The 13320-nt window shown below is 66.8% G+C and carries 10 protein-coding genes; 5 read left to right on the top strand and 5 right to left on the bottom strand.

What is annotated here, in order from left to right:
- Positions 1-3: 3 nt before the first annotated feature.
- The 4 genes from leuA to xseA all read right to left on the bottom strand — a co-directional run bounded on the left by leuA (position 4) and on the right by xseA (position 5645).
- On the bottom strand, positions 4-1674 hold the full coding sequence (leuA, locus tag AB5S05_RS04140) for a 2-isopropylmalate synthase (protein ID WP_369286191.1): 1671 nt from the start codon (positions 1672-1674) through the stop codon (positions 4-6).
- A gap of 325 nt (positions 1675-1999) precedes the next feature.
- Positions 2000-3256: a mechanosensitive ion channel family protein gene (locus AB5S05_RS04135; protein ID WP_369286190.1), complete on the bottom strand. Its 1257-nt coding sequence runs from the start codon at positions 3254-3256 to the stop codon at positions 2000-2002.
- 123 nt (positions 3257-3379) lie between these two features.
- Positions 3380-4204 (bottom strand): peptidoglycan DD-metalloendopeptidase family protein, encoded by an 825-nt coding sequence (locus AB5S05_RS04130; RefSeq protein ID WP_369286189.1) that lies wholly within the window; start codon positions 4202-4204, stop codon positions 3380-3382.
- 61 nt (positions 4205-4265) lie between these two features.
- Positions 4266-5645 (bottom strand): exodeoxyribonuclease VII large subunit, encoded by a 1380-nt coding sequence (gene xseA / locus AB5S05_RS04125; protein ID WP_369286188.1) that lies wholly within the window; start codon positions 5643-5645, stop codon positions 4266-4268.
- A 148-nt stretch (positions 5646-5793) separates the two neighbouring features.
- On the opposite strand from xseA, the gene AB5S05_RS04120 reads away from it, so the two are divergent.
- The 5 genes from AB5S05_RS04120 to tadA all read left to right on the top strand — a co-directional run bounded on the left by AB5S05_RS04120 (position 5794) and on the right by tadA (position 11709).
- The gene (locus tag AB5S05_RS04120) at positions 5794-6342 is read left to right on the top strand and encodes a sugar ABC transporter ATPase (RefSeq protein WP_369286187.1); all 549 of its coding nucleotides are present in this window, start codon (positions 5794-5796) and stop codon (positions 6340-6342) included.
- 139 nt (positions 6343-6481) lie between these two features.
- Entirely contained in the window at positions 6482-7951 is a 1470-nt protein-coding gene (gene guaB / locus AB5S05_RS04115) for an IMP dehydrogenase (protein ID WP_369286186.1), read from the top strand.
- Positions 7952-8031: 80 nt separating this feature from the next.
- Positions 8032-9612 (top strand): glutamine-hydrolyzing GMP synthase, encoded by a 1581-nt coding sequence (gene guaA / locus AB5S05_RS04110; RefSeq protein ID WP_369286185.1) that lies wholly within the window; start codon positions 8032-8034, stop codon positions 9610-9612.
- Between the two features lie 177 nt (positions 9613-9789).
- Complete coding sequence (locus AB5S05_RS04105) at positions 9790-11148, top strand: multicopper oxidase family protein (RefSeq protein ID WP_369286183.1); 1359 nt, start codon at positions 9790-9792, stop codon at positions 11146-11148.
- 78 nt (positions 11149-11226) lie between these two features.
- On the top strand, positions 11227-11709 hold the full coding sequence (gene tadA / locus AB5S05_RS04100; protein WP_369286182.1) for a tRNA adenosine(34) deaminase TadA: 483 nt from the start codon (positions 11227-11229) through the stop codon (positions 11707-11709).
- A gap of 30 nt (positions 11710-11739) precedes the next feature.
- Here the strand turns inward: tadA and mltF are convergent, their stop codons facing one another.
- Complete coding sequence (gene mltF / locus AB5S05_RS04095; protein WP_369286181.1) at positions 11740-13200, bottom strand: membrane-bound lytic murein transglycosylase MltF; 1461 nt, start codon at positions 13198-13200, stop codon at positions 11740-11742.
- Between the last annotated feature and the right edge of the window lie 120 nt (positions 13201-13320).

The following is a 13320-nucleotide window of genomic DNA, read 5'->3' as shown; positions in this document are numbered from 1 at the left end:
AGCCTAGGCCGCCTGGGCCTCGAGCTGCTTGAGGGCGCGGTTAAGGGCGCTGAACAGGGCGCGGAAACTGGCCGTGGTCAGGTTCTCGTCGATGCCGATGCCGTGCAGGGCGCGGCCACCACTGACCCGCAGTTCGATATAGGCCGCGGCCTTGGCATTGGTGCCGGCGCCGATGGCGTGCTCGCAGTAGTCCATGATCTCCACGGCCACCGGCAGTCCCGCCACCAGGGCCTCCAGCGGGCCCTTGCCGATGCCGCGCCAGTGCTGGGGCTCGCCCGCGTCGAGCACGTGCACATCGATCGCGCAGGTGGAGTTCTCCTCCTGCAGGCGATGGCCCTTGAGGGTGTAGGGCGCGTCGGCCCGCAGGTACTCGCGCTCCAGCAGCTGGTAGATCTGTTCGGCGCTCATCTCCAGGCCCAGGCGGTCGGTTTCCTTCTGCACCACCTGGCTGAACTCGATCTGCATGCGCCGCGGCAGGCAGATGCCGTACTCCTGTTCGAGCAGGAAGGTGATGCCGCCCTTGCCGGACTGGCTGTTGACCCGGATGACGGCTTCATAGTCGCGGCCGATATCGGCGGGATCGATCGGCAGGTAGGGCACCTCCCAGATGCCTTGCGAGTCCTGCTGGGCGAAGCCCTTGCGAATCGCGTCCTGGTGCGAGCCGGAGAAGGCGGTGTGGACCAGGTCGCCGACGTAGGGATGGCGCGGGTGCACCGGGATCTGGTTGCACTCCTCGACCACCTTGCGCACCGCGTCGATGTCGGAGAAGTCCAGGCCCGGGTGAATCCCCTGCGTATAGAGGTTCAGCGCCAGGTTGACCAGGTCGACGTTGCCGGTGCGCTCGCCGTTACCGAACAGGCAGCCTTCGACACGGTCGGCGCCGGCCATCAGGCCCAGTTCGCTGGCGGCCACGCCGGTGCCGCGGTCGTTGTGGGTGTGCAGACTGATCAGCACGCTGTCGCGGCGGCTGATGTGGCGGCCGAACCACTCGATCTGGTCGGCGTAGACGTTGGGCGTGGCGACCTCGACGGTGGCCGGCAAATTGAGGATCACCTTGTTGGCCGGGGTCGGCTGCCAGACGTCGAGCACCGCATCGCAGACTTCCACGGCGAACTCCAGTTCGGTGGAGGTGAAGATCTCCGGCGAATACTGGAAGGTCCACTGGGTGTCCGGCTGCCGGGCCGCCAGCTCCTTGATGATGCGCGCGGCGTTCACCGCGATATTCACCACGCCGGCCTTGTCCTGGTTGAAGACGATGCGGCGAAAGCTCGGTGCGGTGGCGTTGTAGACGTGGACGATGGCCCGCTTGGCACCCTTGAGCGACTCGAAGGTGCGGGTGATCAGGTCTTCGCGGGCCTGGGTCAGTACCTGGATGCAGGTGTCATCGGGGATATGCCCGCCCTCGATCAGTTCGCGGACGAAGTCGAAGTCGGTCTGCGAGGCGGACGGGAAGCCCACCTCGATCTGCTTGATGCCGACCTGCACCAGGGTCTTGAAGAAGCGCATCTTTTTCTGCGCATCCATCGGCTCGATCAGCGACTGGTTGCCGTCGCGCAGGTCCGAGCTGCACCAGATCGGCACCTCGGTGATGGTCTTCGACGGCCAGGTGCGGTCGGGCAGGTCGATGGCCGGGAAGGCGCGGTACTTGCTGGAAGGGTCGTTGAGCATACTCATGGGGAAGTCCTTGTGGCGGCGGCCTGGGCCGGCCGACTGAAACTGAATGGGGAGCGGGAGTTGGCGCGGCGGATTAGCCGCGCAGTCGCTGGCTGACCAGGCAGAGGCTGGCGTGCTGGCGCAACAGGATGAGGGTGTTGGGGGCTTTCATGGCGTCAACCCTATCTGCGGCGATCAAAGCTGGCAAGCATTCTGGAAAAATTGGTGATATCGGTCGCGCATGGTGTTTTTGCGCAATTTTATTGCGCTGAGTCGGGGGTGTGGTGCGCGGCGATTGTGCAGGGGTCTGGCCACCTGTGATGGCGGCCAGGCCGGTCTGCCGAACTCAGGCGTCTGTCGAGATGGCGTGGCTGCGACCCAGCTCGCGCATGTCGGCGCCGCTGGGGTGCTGGAAAACCCGCAGGCCGAACTCCGGCAGTATCGCCAGCAGGTGGTCGAAGATGTCCGACTGGATGCTCTCGTAGCGATTCCAGGCGGTGGTATTGGTGAAGCAGTAGAGCTGCAGCGGCAGGCCGTCGGCGGTCGGGCTGAGCTGGCGCACCAGCTGGGTCATGTCCTGGTGGATGTGCGGGTGCTGGCGCAGGTAGTGTTCCACATAGGCGCGGAAGGTGCCGATGTTGGTCAGGCGACGGGTATTGGCCGGCAGCTGGCTGGCCGCATCCAGCGCGCTGTTCCAGCTGTCCAGTTCGCTGTGCTTGCGGCTGAGGTACTGCTCCAGCAGGTTGATGCGCTGCAGGTGGGCGATCTCCTCCGGGCCGAGAAAGCCGATGCTGGTCTGATCCAGGTACAGGCTGCGCATGATCCGCCGGCCGCCACACTCCTGCATGCCACGCCAGTTCTTGAACGGGTCGCTGATGAAGCGCTTGGTCGGAATGCTGGTGATGGTCTTGTCCCAGTTCTGCACCTTGACCGTGTGCAGGGCGATGTCGATGACGTCGCCGTCGGCGTTCAGTTGCGGCATCTCGATCCAGTCGCCGACCCGGACCATGTCGCTGGAGGTGATCTGCACGCTGGCCACCAGCGACAGCAGGGTGTCCTGGAAGATCAGCATCAGCACCGCGGCCATGGCGCCGAGCCCGGACAGCAGGATCAGTGGCGAGCGGTCGATCAGGGTGGCGACCATCAGGATCGCCGCCACCGCGAACACCGCGATCTTCAGTACCTGCAGGTAGCCCTTGATCGGCCGCAGGTGGGCGTCATGGCGCAACTGGTAGAGGGTGTTGGCGATATCCAGCAGGGTGCCCAGGGCCAGGGCCACGGTCAGCACGATAAAGGCGCTGCAGACGTTGCGGGTCACCGTCACCACGGCGTCCGGCAGGTGGGGCACCAGGCCGATGCCGGCGAACAGGATCAGTGCCGGCACTATATTGGCCAGGCGCTTGATCAGCTGGTTATCCAGGTGTTGTGCATTGCGCCCCAGGGCGGTGGCGTCGATCAGCCGACACAAGATGCGCACCAGGATCCGCTTGACCAGCCAGTTGCCCAGCCAGGCGCTTAGAATCAGCAGGCCGGCGGCGGCCAGGGTGAAAAGTTCGGCCTGTTGTTGCAGCCAGTCGAACCATGTGGCCAGCGCTTGTGGCATATCCAGCTCCCTAGATCGGACGATGAAAATCAGCGGCGGCGCCCGGGCGCGCCGGCTACTGGGGGCAAGACCTTAACAAAGCCCTGGCCGCCAACCCAAGGCAGAGCTGTAAGTTCAGGTGTCTCAGGGCTTGAAGGCGCCGATGAAGATCGCCGGATCGATGCGCGCATCGTTCAGGCTCAGGTTCCAGTGCAGGTGTGGCCCGGTGGCGCGGCCGCTGGCACCGACCTGGCCAAGCACGCCGCCGCGCGGCAGTTCCTCGCCGAGCTTCACGTCGATCTGCGAGAGGTGGCAGAACATGCTGATCAGGCCCTGGCCATGGTCGAGGAACACCGTCTTGCCGTTGAAGAAATAGTCGCCGATCAGGATCACCCGGCCGGCCGCCGGTGCCTTGACCGGGGTGCCCTGCTTGGCGGCGAAGTCCAGGCCGGAGTGCGGGTTGCGCTCCTCGCCGTTGAAGAAGCGGCGCAGGCCGAAGGGGCTCGACAGCGGCCCCTCGACCGGCTTGTCGAACAGCAGGTTGCTCGGCTGGCGCGGGCTGAACTGGCGGTAGGCACGGGTCTGCTCGGCCAGTTCCCGTTCGATGCGCTTGAGGTTGGCCGGGCTGGGGTTGACCTGTTCCTTGTTCTTCAGGGTGATGCGCTGTTCGGCGTAGTCCCGGCTGCCGACCTGGAAGCCTGGGCCGGGTCGGCCGTCGACCTCGACCTGCTGAGGGCCGGCCTGGGTGGTCAACGGCAGGCCGACGATGGCGATCCAGCGCTGGCCGTCCTCGTGGATCACCAGCACCGGCTTGTCCTGGAAGCGCACACTGGGGGCGGCGGCGCCGGTGCCCAGATCGATCACGGCAACGCCGCCTGGCACCGGCTTGTTCAGCAGGCGGGTGATAAAACCCTCGGCCTGCACCGGCAGGGCCAGGCAGGCGGCGAGCAATAGCGGAATCAGGCGCATGGGTTCTCTCCGTGTAGGGTGGGGCGCCTAGCTGAGGCTGTTCCATCCACCGGTTCGGTGGTCAGTCGAGCAGCGACAGGTTCGCCGGCTGCACATGGTTGTCTTCCACGCGCACGTCCAGCTCGCCCTCGCCCAGGCGCGCCTTCAGTCGCTGCCCGGGATGGGTGTCGGTGGCGCGGCGCACGGCCCGGCCGCGCTCGTCGAGGAGGATGCTGTAGCCGCGGCCGAGGGTTGCCAGGGGGCTGACCGCCTGCAGTGTCTGTACCTGGCTCTGCAGCTGCAGGCGGCGCTCCTTCAGGCCTTCGCGCATGGCCCGCGGCAGGCGTTCGGCGAGACTGGCCAGGCGCTGGCGCAGCAGTTGCAGGCTGCGCTCGGGGTGCTGGCCGGCCAGGCGCGTCTGCAGCCGGGCCAGGCGCTCGCGGCGGTTGTTCAGCTGGCGTTCGAGAGCGCGCTGCAGGCGCATCTCCAGATCGTCCAGGCGCTGGGCGTGCTGGCGCAGGCGTTCGCCCGGGTGGCGCAGGCGTCGGCGCAGGCCCTCCAGGCGCATGTGTTCGCGGGCCAGGCGGCCGTTGATATAGAGGTGCAGGCGGCGGTGCAGGCTGTGCAGACGCTGCACCAGGTCGCTGGCGTCGGGGGCCAGCAGCTCGGCGGCGGCCGAGGGCGTCGGCGCCCGCACGTCGGCGACGAAATCGCTGATCGATACGTCGGTCTCGTGGCCCACGGCGCTGACGATGGGGGTGACGCAGGCGTCGACGGCGCGGGCCACGGCCTCTTCGTTGAAGCACCAGAGGTCCTCCAGTGAGCCGCCGCCGCGGGCCAGGATCAGCGCGTCGAAGCCCTGGCGGTCGGCCAGCTGCAGGGCGCGGACGATCTGCGCCGTGGCTTCGCGGCCCTGCACGGCGGTGGGGATCAGGCACAGCTCGACCTGAGGCGCGCGGCGACGGAACACGCTGATGATGTCGCGGATCACCGCCCCGCTCGGCGAGCTGACGATGCCGATGCGCCTGGGGTGAGCGGGCAGGGCGACCTTGCGTTCGGCGGCGAACAGCCCCTCGCCGCCGAGCTTGTCCTTGAGCGCCTCGAAGGCCAGGCGCAGGGCGCCGTCACCCGCCGGCTCGACGGCATCGAGGATCAGCTGGTAGTCGCCGCGGCCCTCGAACAGCGAGACCTTGCCGCGCACCTTGACCGCCAGGCCGTCGCGCAGGGCCTGGCGCACCCGCGCGGCGTTCTGCCGGAACAGCGCGCAGCGCACCTGGGCCTGGCTGTCCTTGAGGGTGAAGTAGATGTGCCCCGAGGCCGGCTTGGCCAGGTTGGAGATCTCGCCGTCCACCCAGATGCTGGCGAACACGTCCTCCAGCAGCAGGCGGGCACGGTTGTTCAGCTGGCTGACGCTGAGTACCTCGCGGTCGAGGTTCAGGCGCTGGAAGGGATCCTTGATCATGGGGCGGCATGATAAGCCGAGTGAGCGGCCGGTGCGACCTTCGTACAGGTTGCGCGCCGCAGCGGAACCTTATCAACCGCCGCAGGGCTTGATTTGCCCGTTTCAGGCTCTAAGCTGCCGGCTCCTTCGGCCAATGCCCCGAACCGCCATGACCACCCAGCTGATCCTCGTCCCGCAGATATCCAGCGTTCCCGCTCACGAGCAGAAGGCGCAGGCGCTGCTGCGCTGGCTGGTCAAGCGGCAGATCGTCGAGGGCTTGCCTAGCACCTGTGGGCACGGCGGCAACGGCATGGCCTACGCCATTGCCCCGGGCGCGCGGCAGATCGCCGAGGATCCGCCGCGCCTGCCCTATGGCCAGCCGTTGAACGGGCTGCAGATCGTCACCCGGCGTTGCATCTATACCCCGACGCGGGACTTTCTCGAGGAGGCGGGTTGTCCGCACTGCCGGCAGGAAGTGGGGGCGCCGCTGTTCGACAGCCTCGAAGCCTGGTGGCCGGGAGAGACCGACAACTTCACCTGCCCGCTCTGCGGGCATGAGGACGACATCAACGGTTTCCTGTTCCTGCAGCCCTGCGGTTTCTCCAATCTGGGCTTCATCTTCAACAACTGGGACGCCGCCGGCTTCGACGGGGCGTTTCTCGACGCGTTCGCCGAGCGTCTGGGCTACCCGCTTGCTGTGGTGCAGGTGCATCTGTGAGCCCGCTGCGGGGGCGCTCGGGACTGTTGCTCGCCCATCGCCGGGGGCTCGTGCTGAGGGTGCATTCTTTGCATTGAGTGGGAGGGGGTGCGTGGGTATAATGGCGCGCTTCCAATTTTCCCGTCTGGGAGCCCCCGCCATGCTGCGTATCAGTCAAGAAGCCCTTACCTTCGACGACGTTCTACTTATTCCTGGTTATTCCGAAGTTCTGCCGAAGGATGTCAGCCTCAAGACTCGCCTGACCCGTGGCATCGAACTGAATATTCCGCTGCTGTCCGCCGCCATGGACACCGTGACCGAGGCCCGTCTGGCCATCGCCATGGCCCAGGAAGGCGGCATCGGCATCATCCACAAGAACATGACCATCGAGCAGCAGGCTGCCGAGGTGCGCAAGGTCAAGAAGTTCGAGGCCGGCGTGGTCAAGGACCCGATCACCATCGAGGCCGACGCCACCATCCGCGACCTGTTCGAGCTGACCCGGCAGAACAACATCTCCGGCGTGCCGGTGCTGTCCGATGGCGACCTGGTCGGCATCGTCACCTCCCGCGACGTGCGCTTCGAGAACCGCCTGGACGCCCTGGTGCGCGAAGTGATGACGCCCAAGGAGCGCCTGGTCACGGTCAAGGAAGGTGCCGACAAGGAAACCGTGCGCGAGCTGCTGCACAAGCACCGTATCGAGAAAGTCCTGATCGTCGACGATGCCTTCCAGTTGAAGGGCATGATGACCGTCAAGGATATCGAGAAGGCCAAGGCCTACCCGCTGGCCAGCAAGGACGACCAGGGTCGCCTGCGCGTCGGCGCCGCGGTCGGCACCGGCGCCGATACCGGCGACCGGGTGGCGGCACTGGCCAACGCCGGGGTCGACGTGATCATCGTCGACACCGCCCACGGCCACTCCAAGGGGGTGATCGACCGGGTGCGCTGGGTCAAGCAGAACTTCCCGGAAGTGCAGGTGATCGGCGGCAATATCGCCACCGGCGAGGCCGCTCAGGCGCTGGTCGAAGCCGGCGCCGACGGGGTCAAGGTCGGTATCGGCCCGGGGTCTATCTGCACCACCCGTATCGTCGCCGGTGTCGGCGTGCCGCAGATTTCCGCGGTGGCCAATGTCGCCGCCGCGCTGCAGGGCACCGGTGTGCCGCTGATCGCCGATGGCGGCATCCGCTTCTCCGGCGACCTGTCCAAGGCCATCGTCGCCGGCGCCTCGGCGGTGATGATCGGTTCCATGCTGGCCGGTACCGAAGAGGCGCCGGGCGAGGTCGAGCTGTTCCAGGGCCGCTCCTACAAGGCCTACCGCGGCATGGGCTCGCTGGGCGCCATGTCCCAGGCCCAGGGCTCCTCGGACCGTTACTTCCAGGACTCCTCGGCCGGTGCCGAGAAGCTGGTGCCGGAAGGCATCGAAGGCCGCGTGCCGTACAAGGGCGCGATGGCGGCCATCGTTCATCAGTTGATGGGCGGCCTGCGCGCCTCCATGGGCTATACCGGCTGCGCCACCGTCGAGGAGATGCGCACCAAGCCCCAGTTCGTGCGCATCACCGGTGCCGGCATGGCCGAGTCCCATGTACATGACGTGCAGATCACCAAGGAAGCGCCCAACTACCGTGTTGGCTAACGCCACAGCGTTGCTATGAGATCACGGGGCTGTCTGATTCAGCCCCGTGTCATTTGTGAATTCCGCTACGAGAGACGGCCATGGCTCATCCTGATATTCACGCCCACCGCATCCTGATCCTGGATTTCGGTTCCCAGTACACCCAGCTGATCGCCCGCCGCGTGCGCGAGATCGGCGTGTACTGCGAGTTGCACCCCTTCGACATGAGCGACGAGGACATACGTGCCTTCGCCCCGCGCGGCATCATCCTCGCCGGCGGCCCGGAGTCGGTGCATGCGGCCGACAGCCCGCGCGCACCGCAGGCGGTATTCGACCTCGGCGTACCGCTGCTGGGCATCTGCTACGGCATGCAGACCATGGCCGAGCAATTGGGCGGCAAGGTGCAGGGCTCGGACCTGCGCGAGTTCGGCTACGCCCGCGTCGACGTGGTCGGCAAGGGCCGGCTGCTCGATGGCATCGAAGACCACGTCGATGACGACGGCGTGTTCGGCCTGGACGTGTGGATGAGCCACGGTGACAAGGTCACCAGCCTGCCGGAAGGCTTCCACATCCTCGCCAGCACCCCGAGCTGCCCGATCGCCGCCATGTCCGACGACGAGCGCGGCTACTACGGCGTGCAGTTCCACCCGGAAGTGACTCATACCAAGCAGGGTGGGCGCATCCTCTCGCGTTTCGTCCTGGAAATCAGCGGCTGCCAGGCATTGTGGACGCCGTCGAACATCGTCGAGGACGCCATCGCCCAGGTTCGCGCCCAGGTCGGCAGCGCCAACGTGCTGCTGGGCCTGTCCGGCGGGGTCGACTCCTCGGTGGTCGCCGCGCTGCTGCACCGCGCCATCGGCGATCAGCTGACCTGCGTGTTCGTCGACAACGGCCTGTTGCGCCTGCATGAAGGTGAGCAGGTGATGGCCATGTTCGCCGAGAACATGGGGGTCAAGGTGATCCGCGCCAATGCCGAGGCGCAGTTCCTCGACAACCTGGCCGGCGAGGCCGACCCGGAGAAGAAGCGCAAGATCATCGGTCGCACCTTTATCGACGTGTTCGATGCCGAGGCGTCCAAGCTGCACGACATCCGCTTCCTTGCCCAGGGCACCATCTACCCGGACGTGATCGAGTCGGCTGGGGCCAAGACCGGCAAGGCCCATGTGATCAAGTCGCACCACAACGTCGGCGGCCTGCCGGAGGAAATGAACCTCAAGCTGGTCGAGCCGCTGCGCGAGCTGTTCAAGGACGAGGTGCGCAAGATCGGCCTGGAGCTGGGCCTGCCCTACGACATGGTCTACCGCCACCCGTTCCCGGGCCCGGGCTTGGGCGTGCGTATCCTCGGCGAGGTGAAGAAGGAGTACGCCGACCTGCTGCGTCGCGCCGACCACATCTTCATCGAAGAGCTGCGCAACTTCGACTGGTACCACAAGACCAGCCAGGCCTTCGTGGTGTTCCAGCCGGTCAAGTCGGTCGGCGTGGTCGGCGACGGCCGCCGTTACGCCTGGGTCGTGGCCCTGCGTGCGGTGGAAACCGTCGACTTCATGACCGCGCGCTGGGCGCACCTGCCCTACGAGCTGCTGGAGAAGGTGTCCAACCGCATCATCAACGAGATCGAGGGCATCTCCCGCGTCACCTACGACGTGTCGAGCAAGCCGCCTGCCACCATCGAGTGGGAGTGATCCGAGCGACGAGGGCAGCCAAGGCTGCCCTCGTCGTTTCTGCCGGGCGCTGCGGCATCCTGTCCACTTCCCGGGCTCGCCAGTCCATTGCTTAAATGAGAAGATATCGCAACTAGTGCGGCGGACCCGCTCCGCCGCGACGCATTTCCGGATTGCATCCGGGCCATGGAATCGACTATGTCCTTTACCCGCAGACAACTGCTGGCCGGCCTGACCGGCCTGGGCGCCCTCGGCCTGGCCGGCGCCGGCGTGCGCTACTGGCTGGGGCGACCGCTGGTCGCCGCCGAGTACGACTACCAGCTGATCGCCGCGCCGCTGGACCTCGAGCTGGTGCCGGGCCACCTCACCCCGGCCTGGGTCTATGGTGGCCAGGCGCCCGGCCTGGAGATCCGTGCCCGACAGGGCGAGTGGCTGCGGGTGCGCTTCATCAACAAGCTCGAGGTGCCGACCACCATCCACTGGCACGGCATCCGCCTGCCGCTGGAGATGGACGGGGTGCCCTACGTCTCGCAGTTGCCGGTGCTGCCGGGGGAATACTTCGACTATCAGTTCAAGACCCCGGATGCCGGCAGCTTCTGGTATCACCCGCATACCGCCAGCAGCGAGCAGCTGGGGCGTGGCCTGGTCGGCCCGCTGATCGTCGAGGAGCGCGAGCCGTCGGGGTTCGCCCATGAACGCACGCTCAGCCTGAAGAGCTGGCATGTCGACCAGCAGGGCGCCTTCAGCGACTTCAGCGTGGCGCGCGAGGCGGCGCGGGGCGGCACGCCGGGGCGACTGAGTACGGTCAATGGCAAGCACGCGCCGATCCTGGACCTGCCGGCCGGCCAGGTGGTGCGCCTGCGCCTGATCAACCTGGACAATACCCTGACCTATCGCCTCAACCTGCCGGGCGCCGAGGCGCGCATCTATGCGCTGGACGGCAACCCGGTGGCGCCACGGCCGCTGGGCAAGGACTACTGGCTGGGGCCGGGCATGCGCATCGAACTGGGGCTGAAGGTGCCGGCCGCGGGTGTCGAGCTGCCCCTGCGCAACGGCCCGTTGCGCCTGGCCACCCTGCGCTCGATCGCCTCCGCCGAGGCGGCGGGGGATTGGCCGCCGGCGCTGCCGGCCAACCCGATCGCCGAGCCGGACCTGGCCAATGCCGAGACCCTGCGCTTCAACTTCGAGTGGGTGGGCACTGTTTCGCTGGGACAGACGCCGCGCTTCTGGCAGATCAACGGCCAGGCCTGGGACATCAACGACAAGACCTGCGCCGATCGGCCCATCGCCCGCCTGCAGAGGGGCCGGAGCTATATCTTCGAGCTGCGCAACCTGAGCCAGTACCAGCATCCGATCCACCTGCATGGCATGACGTTCAAGGTGCTCGGCTCCAACCGCAAGCGCATCGAACCCTACTACACCGACACCTACCTGCTGGGCAAGAACGAGCGCGCGCGGGTGGCCCTGGTGGCCGATAATCCCGGGGTATGGATGTTCCATTGCCATGTGATCGACCATATGGAAACCGGCCTGATGGCTTCCATCGAGGTGGCCTAGGGTGACTGTCGCGTTTCGCCTTCGGCGGTGCTCGAAGTGCAGGACGCTTTGCGCCTTGCCGCCCTGCGGATTCAATTCATGAAAAGACCACAGATCATCGATCGCAGCCTGGACCAGCACTTCATGCGCGAGGCCCTGGCCCTGGCGGCCGAGGGCGCCCAGTTGGGCGAGGTGCCGGTCGGCGCGGTGCTGGTGCAGGGCGGCGAGATCATCGGGCGCGGTTTCAATTGCCCGATTTCCACCGCCGACCCCAGTGCCCACGCCGAGATGGTGGCGATCCGCGCGGCCGCGCAGGCTGTCGGCAATTACCGCCTGCCGGGCAGCACCCTGTACGTCACCCTGGAGCCCTGCAGCATGTGCGCCGGCCTGATCGTGCATGCGCGGATCAATCGCGTGGTGTATGGCGCGGTGGAACCCAAGGCCGGAGTGGCCATGAGTCGTGGCGAGTTCTTCAGCCAGGGGTTCCTCAATCACCGGGTGTTGATCGAGGGCGGCGTGCTGGCCGAGGAGTGCGGGGCGGTGCTCAGTGCGTTCTTCAAGGCCCGGCGCGGCGCCAGGTAGCGCAGACGGCAGGCGGGGGCGAGTCGCGGGTTACAGCGGCGGCAGGTCCTGCTCCGGCGGGGTCTTGTTGATGCCCGGCGTATGCAGGTTGTTGGCGGCCACCTGGGTGCCTTCGAGCTGCGGCTGGGTGACCCAGGTGAGAATGTCGTAGTAGCGGCGGATGTTGCGCACGAAGTGCACCGGCTCGCCGCCGCGGGCATAGCCGTAGCGGGTCTTGCTGTACCACTGCTTCTGCGCCAGGCGCGGCAGGATCTTCTGCACATCGAGCCACTTGTTCGGGTCCAGGCCCTCGGCCTGGGTCAGCTTGCGTGCATCTTCTAGGTGGCCGCCGCCGACGTTGTAGGCGGCCAGGGCGAACCAGGTGCGATCCGGTTCCTGGATGCTCTCGGGCAGCTGCTGTTTGATCTGGGCGATGTATTTCGCCCCGCCATCGATGCTCTGCTTGGGGTCGAGGCGATTGGACACGCCCATGGCCTGGGCGGTATTGAGGGTCAGCATCATCAGCCCGCGCACCCCGGTCTTCGAGGTGGCGCTTGGCTGCCACAGCGACTCCTGGTAGCCCATGGCCGCGAGCAGGCGCCAGTCGACGCCCTGGGCCTGCGCCGCCGCGCGAAAATGTTTCTCGTAGCGCGGCAGGCGCTGCTGCAGGTGCTTGGCGAACGCATAGGCGCCGACATAGCCGAGTACGTCGACGTGGCCGTAGTAGCGCTCGGTCAGGCGCTTGAGGCTGCCGTTCTGCTGGGCGCGTTCGAGGAAGGCGTTGACCTCCTCGAGCAGGCTGTCGTCCTCCCCGGGGGCGACGGCCCAGCCCAGGTCGAGGGCGTCGCCGAGGTCGAAGGCGGTGCGGACCTTGGGGAAATACACCTGGTTCATGGCCAGCTCGTTGGAGTCGACCAGGGTCAGGTCGATCTGTCCCTCGTCGACCATGCGCAGCAGGTCGACCACTTCTACCGCCGCCGACTCTTCGTAGCTCAGTTCGGGCAGTTCGGCCTTCAGCGCCGCCAGTTGCTCGGCATGGCTGCTGCCCTTGAGCACCAGGATGCGCTTGCCGATCAGGTCTTGCGGACGGCTCGGCCGCTGTTCGCCGTTGCGGTAGACGACCTGCGGGGTGACCTGCAGGTAGGGGCGCGAGAAGCGCGCGCTGGCGCGGCGCCCGTCGCTTGCGGTGAGGCCGGCGGCGGCCAGTACCGGTCCGCTGGGGCGGCCCAGGCTGGCAAACAGCTCGTCGAGGTTGTCGGCGGTCTCGATCTTCAGCTCCACCCCCAGGTCGTCGGCGAAACGCTTGACCAGCTGGAATTCGAAGCCGGCTTCGCCGTTGCGATCTTGGAAATAGGTGGCCGGGCTGTTGCGGGTGACCACGCGCAGCACACCCTCCGCCTGAACGCGCTCGAGGGTGCTGGGTTCTTTACCGCAGCCGCCGAGCAGCAGGAGGACTCCGATCGCTGACAGCCAGCTGGCGCAGCGCGTGCGGAACGCAGATTGGGCAAACATTGGCGCAGTATACGCAAAGGTGCCTGCGTGCCATATCTCGACAGTCATGGGTATCTCTGCTAGCTGCCGGGTCGGCCCGCCGGTACGCCTTCACGGGTGCCGCGGCCTGCGCTTTAGGCT

Source organism: Pseudomonas zhanjiangensis (assembly GCF_041027545.1).
In the GTDB taxonomy this organism is placed as follows: Bacteria; Pseudomonadota; Gammaproteobacteria; order Pseudomonadales; family Pseudomonadaceae; genus Aquipseudomonas; species Aquipseudomonas zhanjiangensis.
This window is presented reverse-complemented; position numbering and strand designations above follow the sequence as displayed.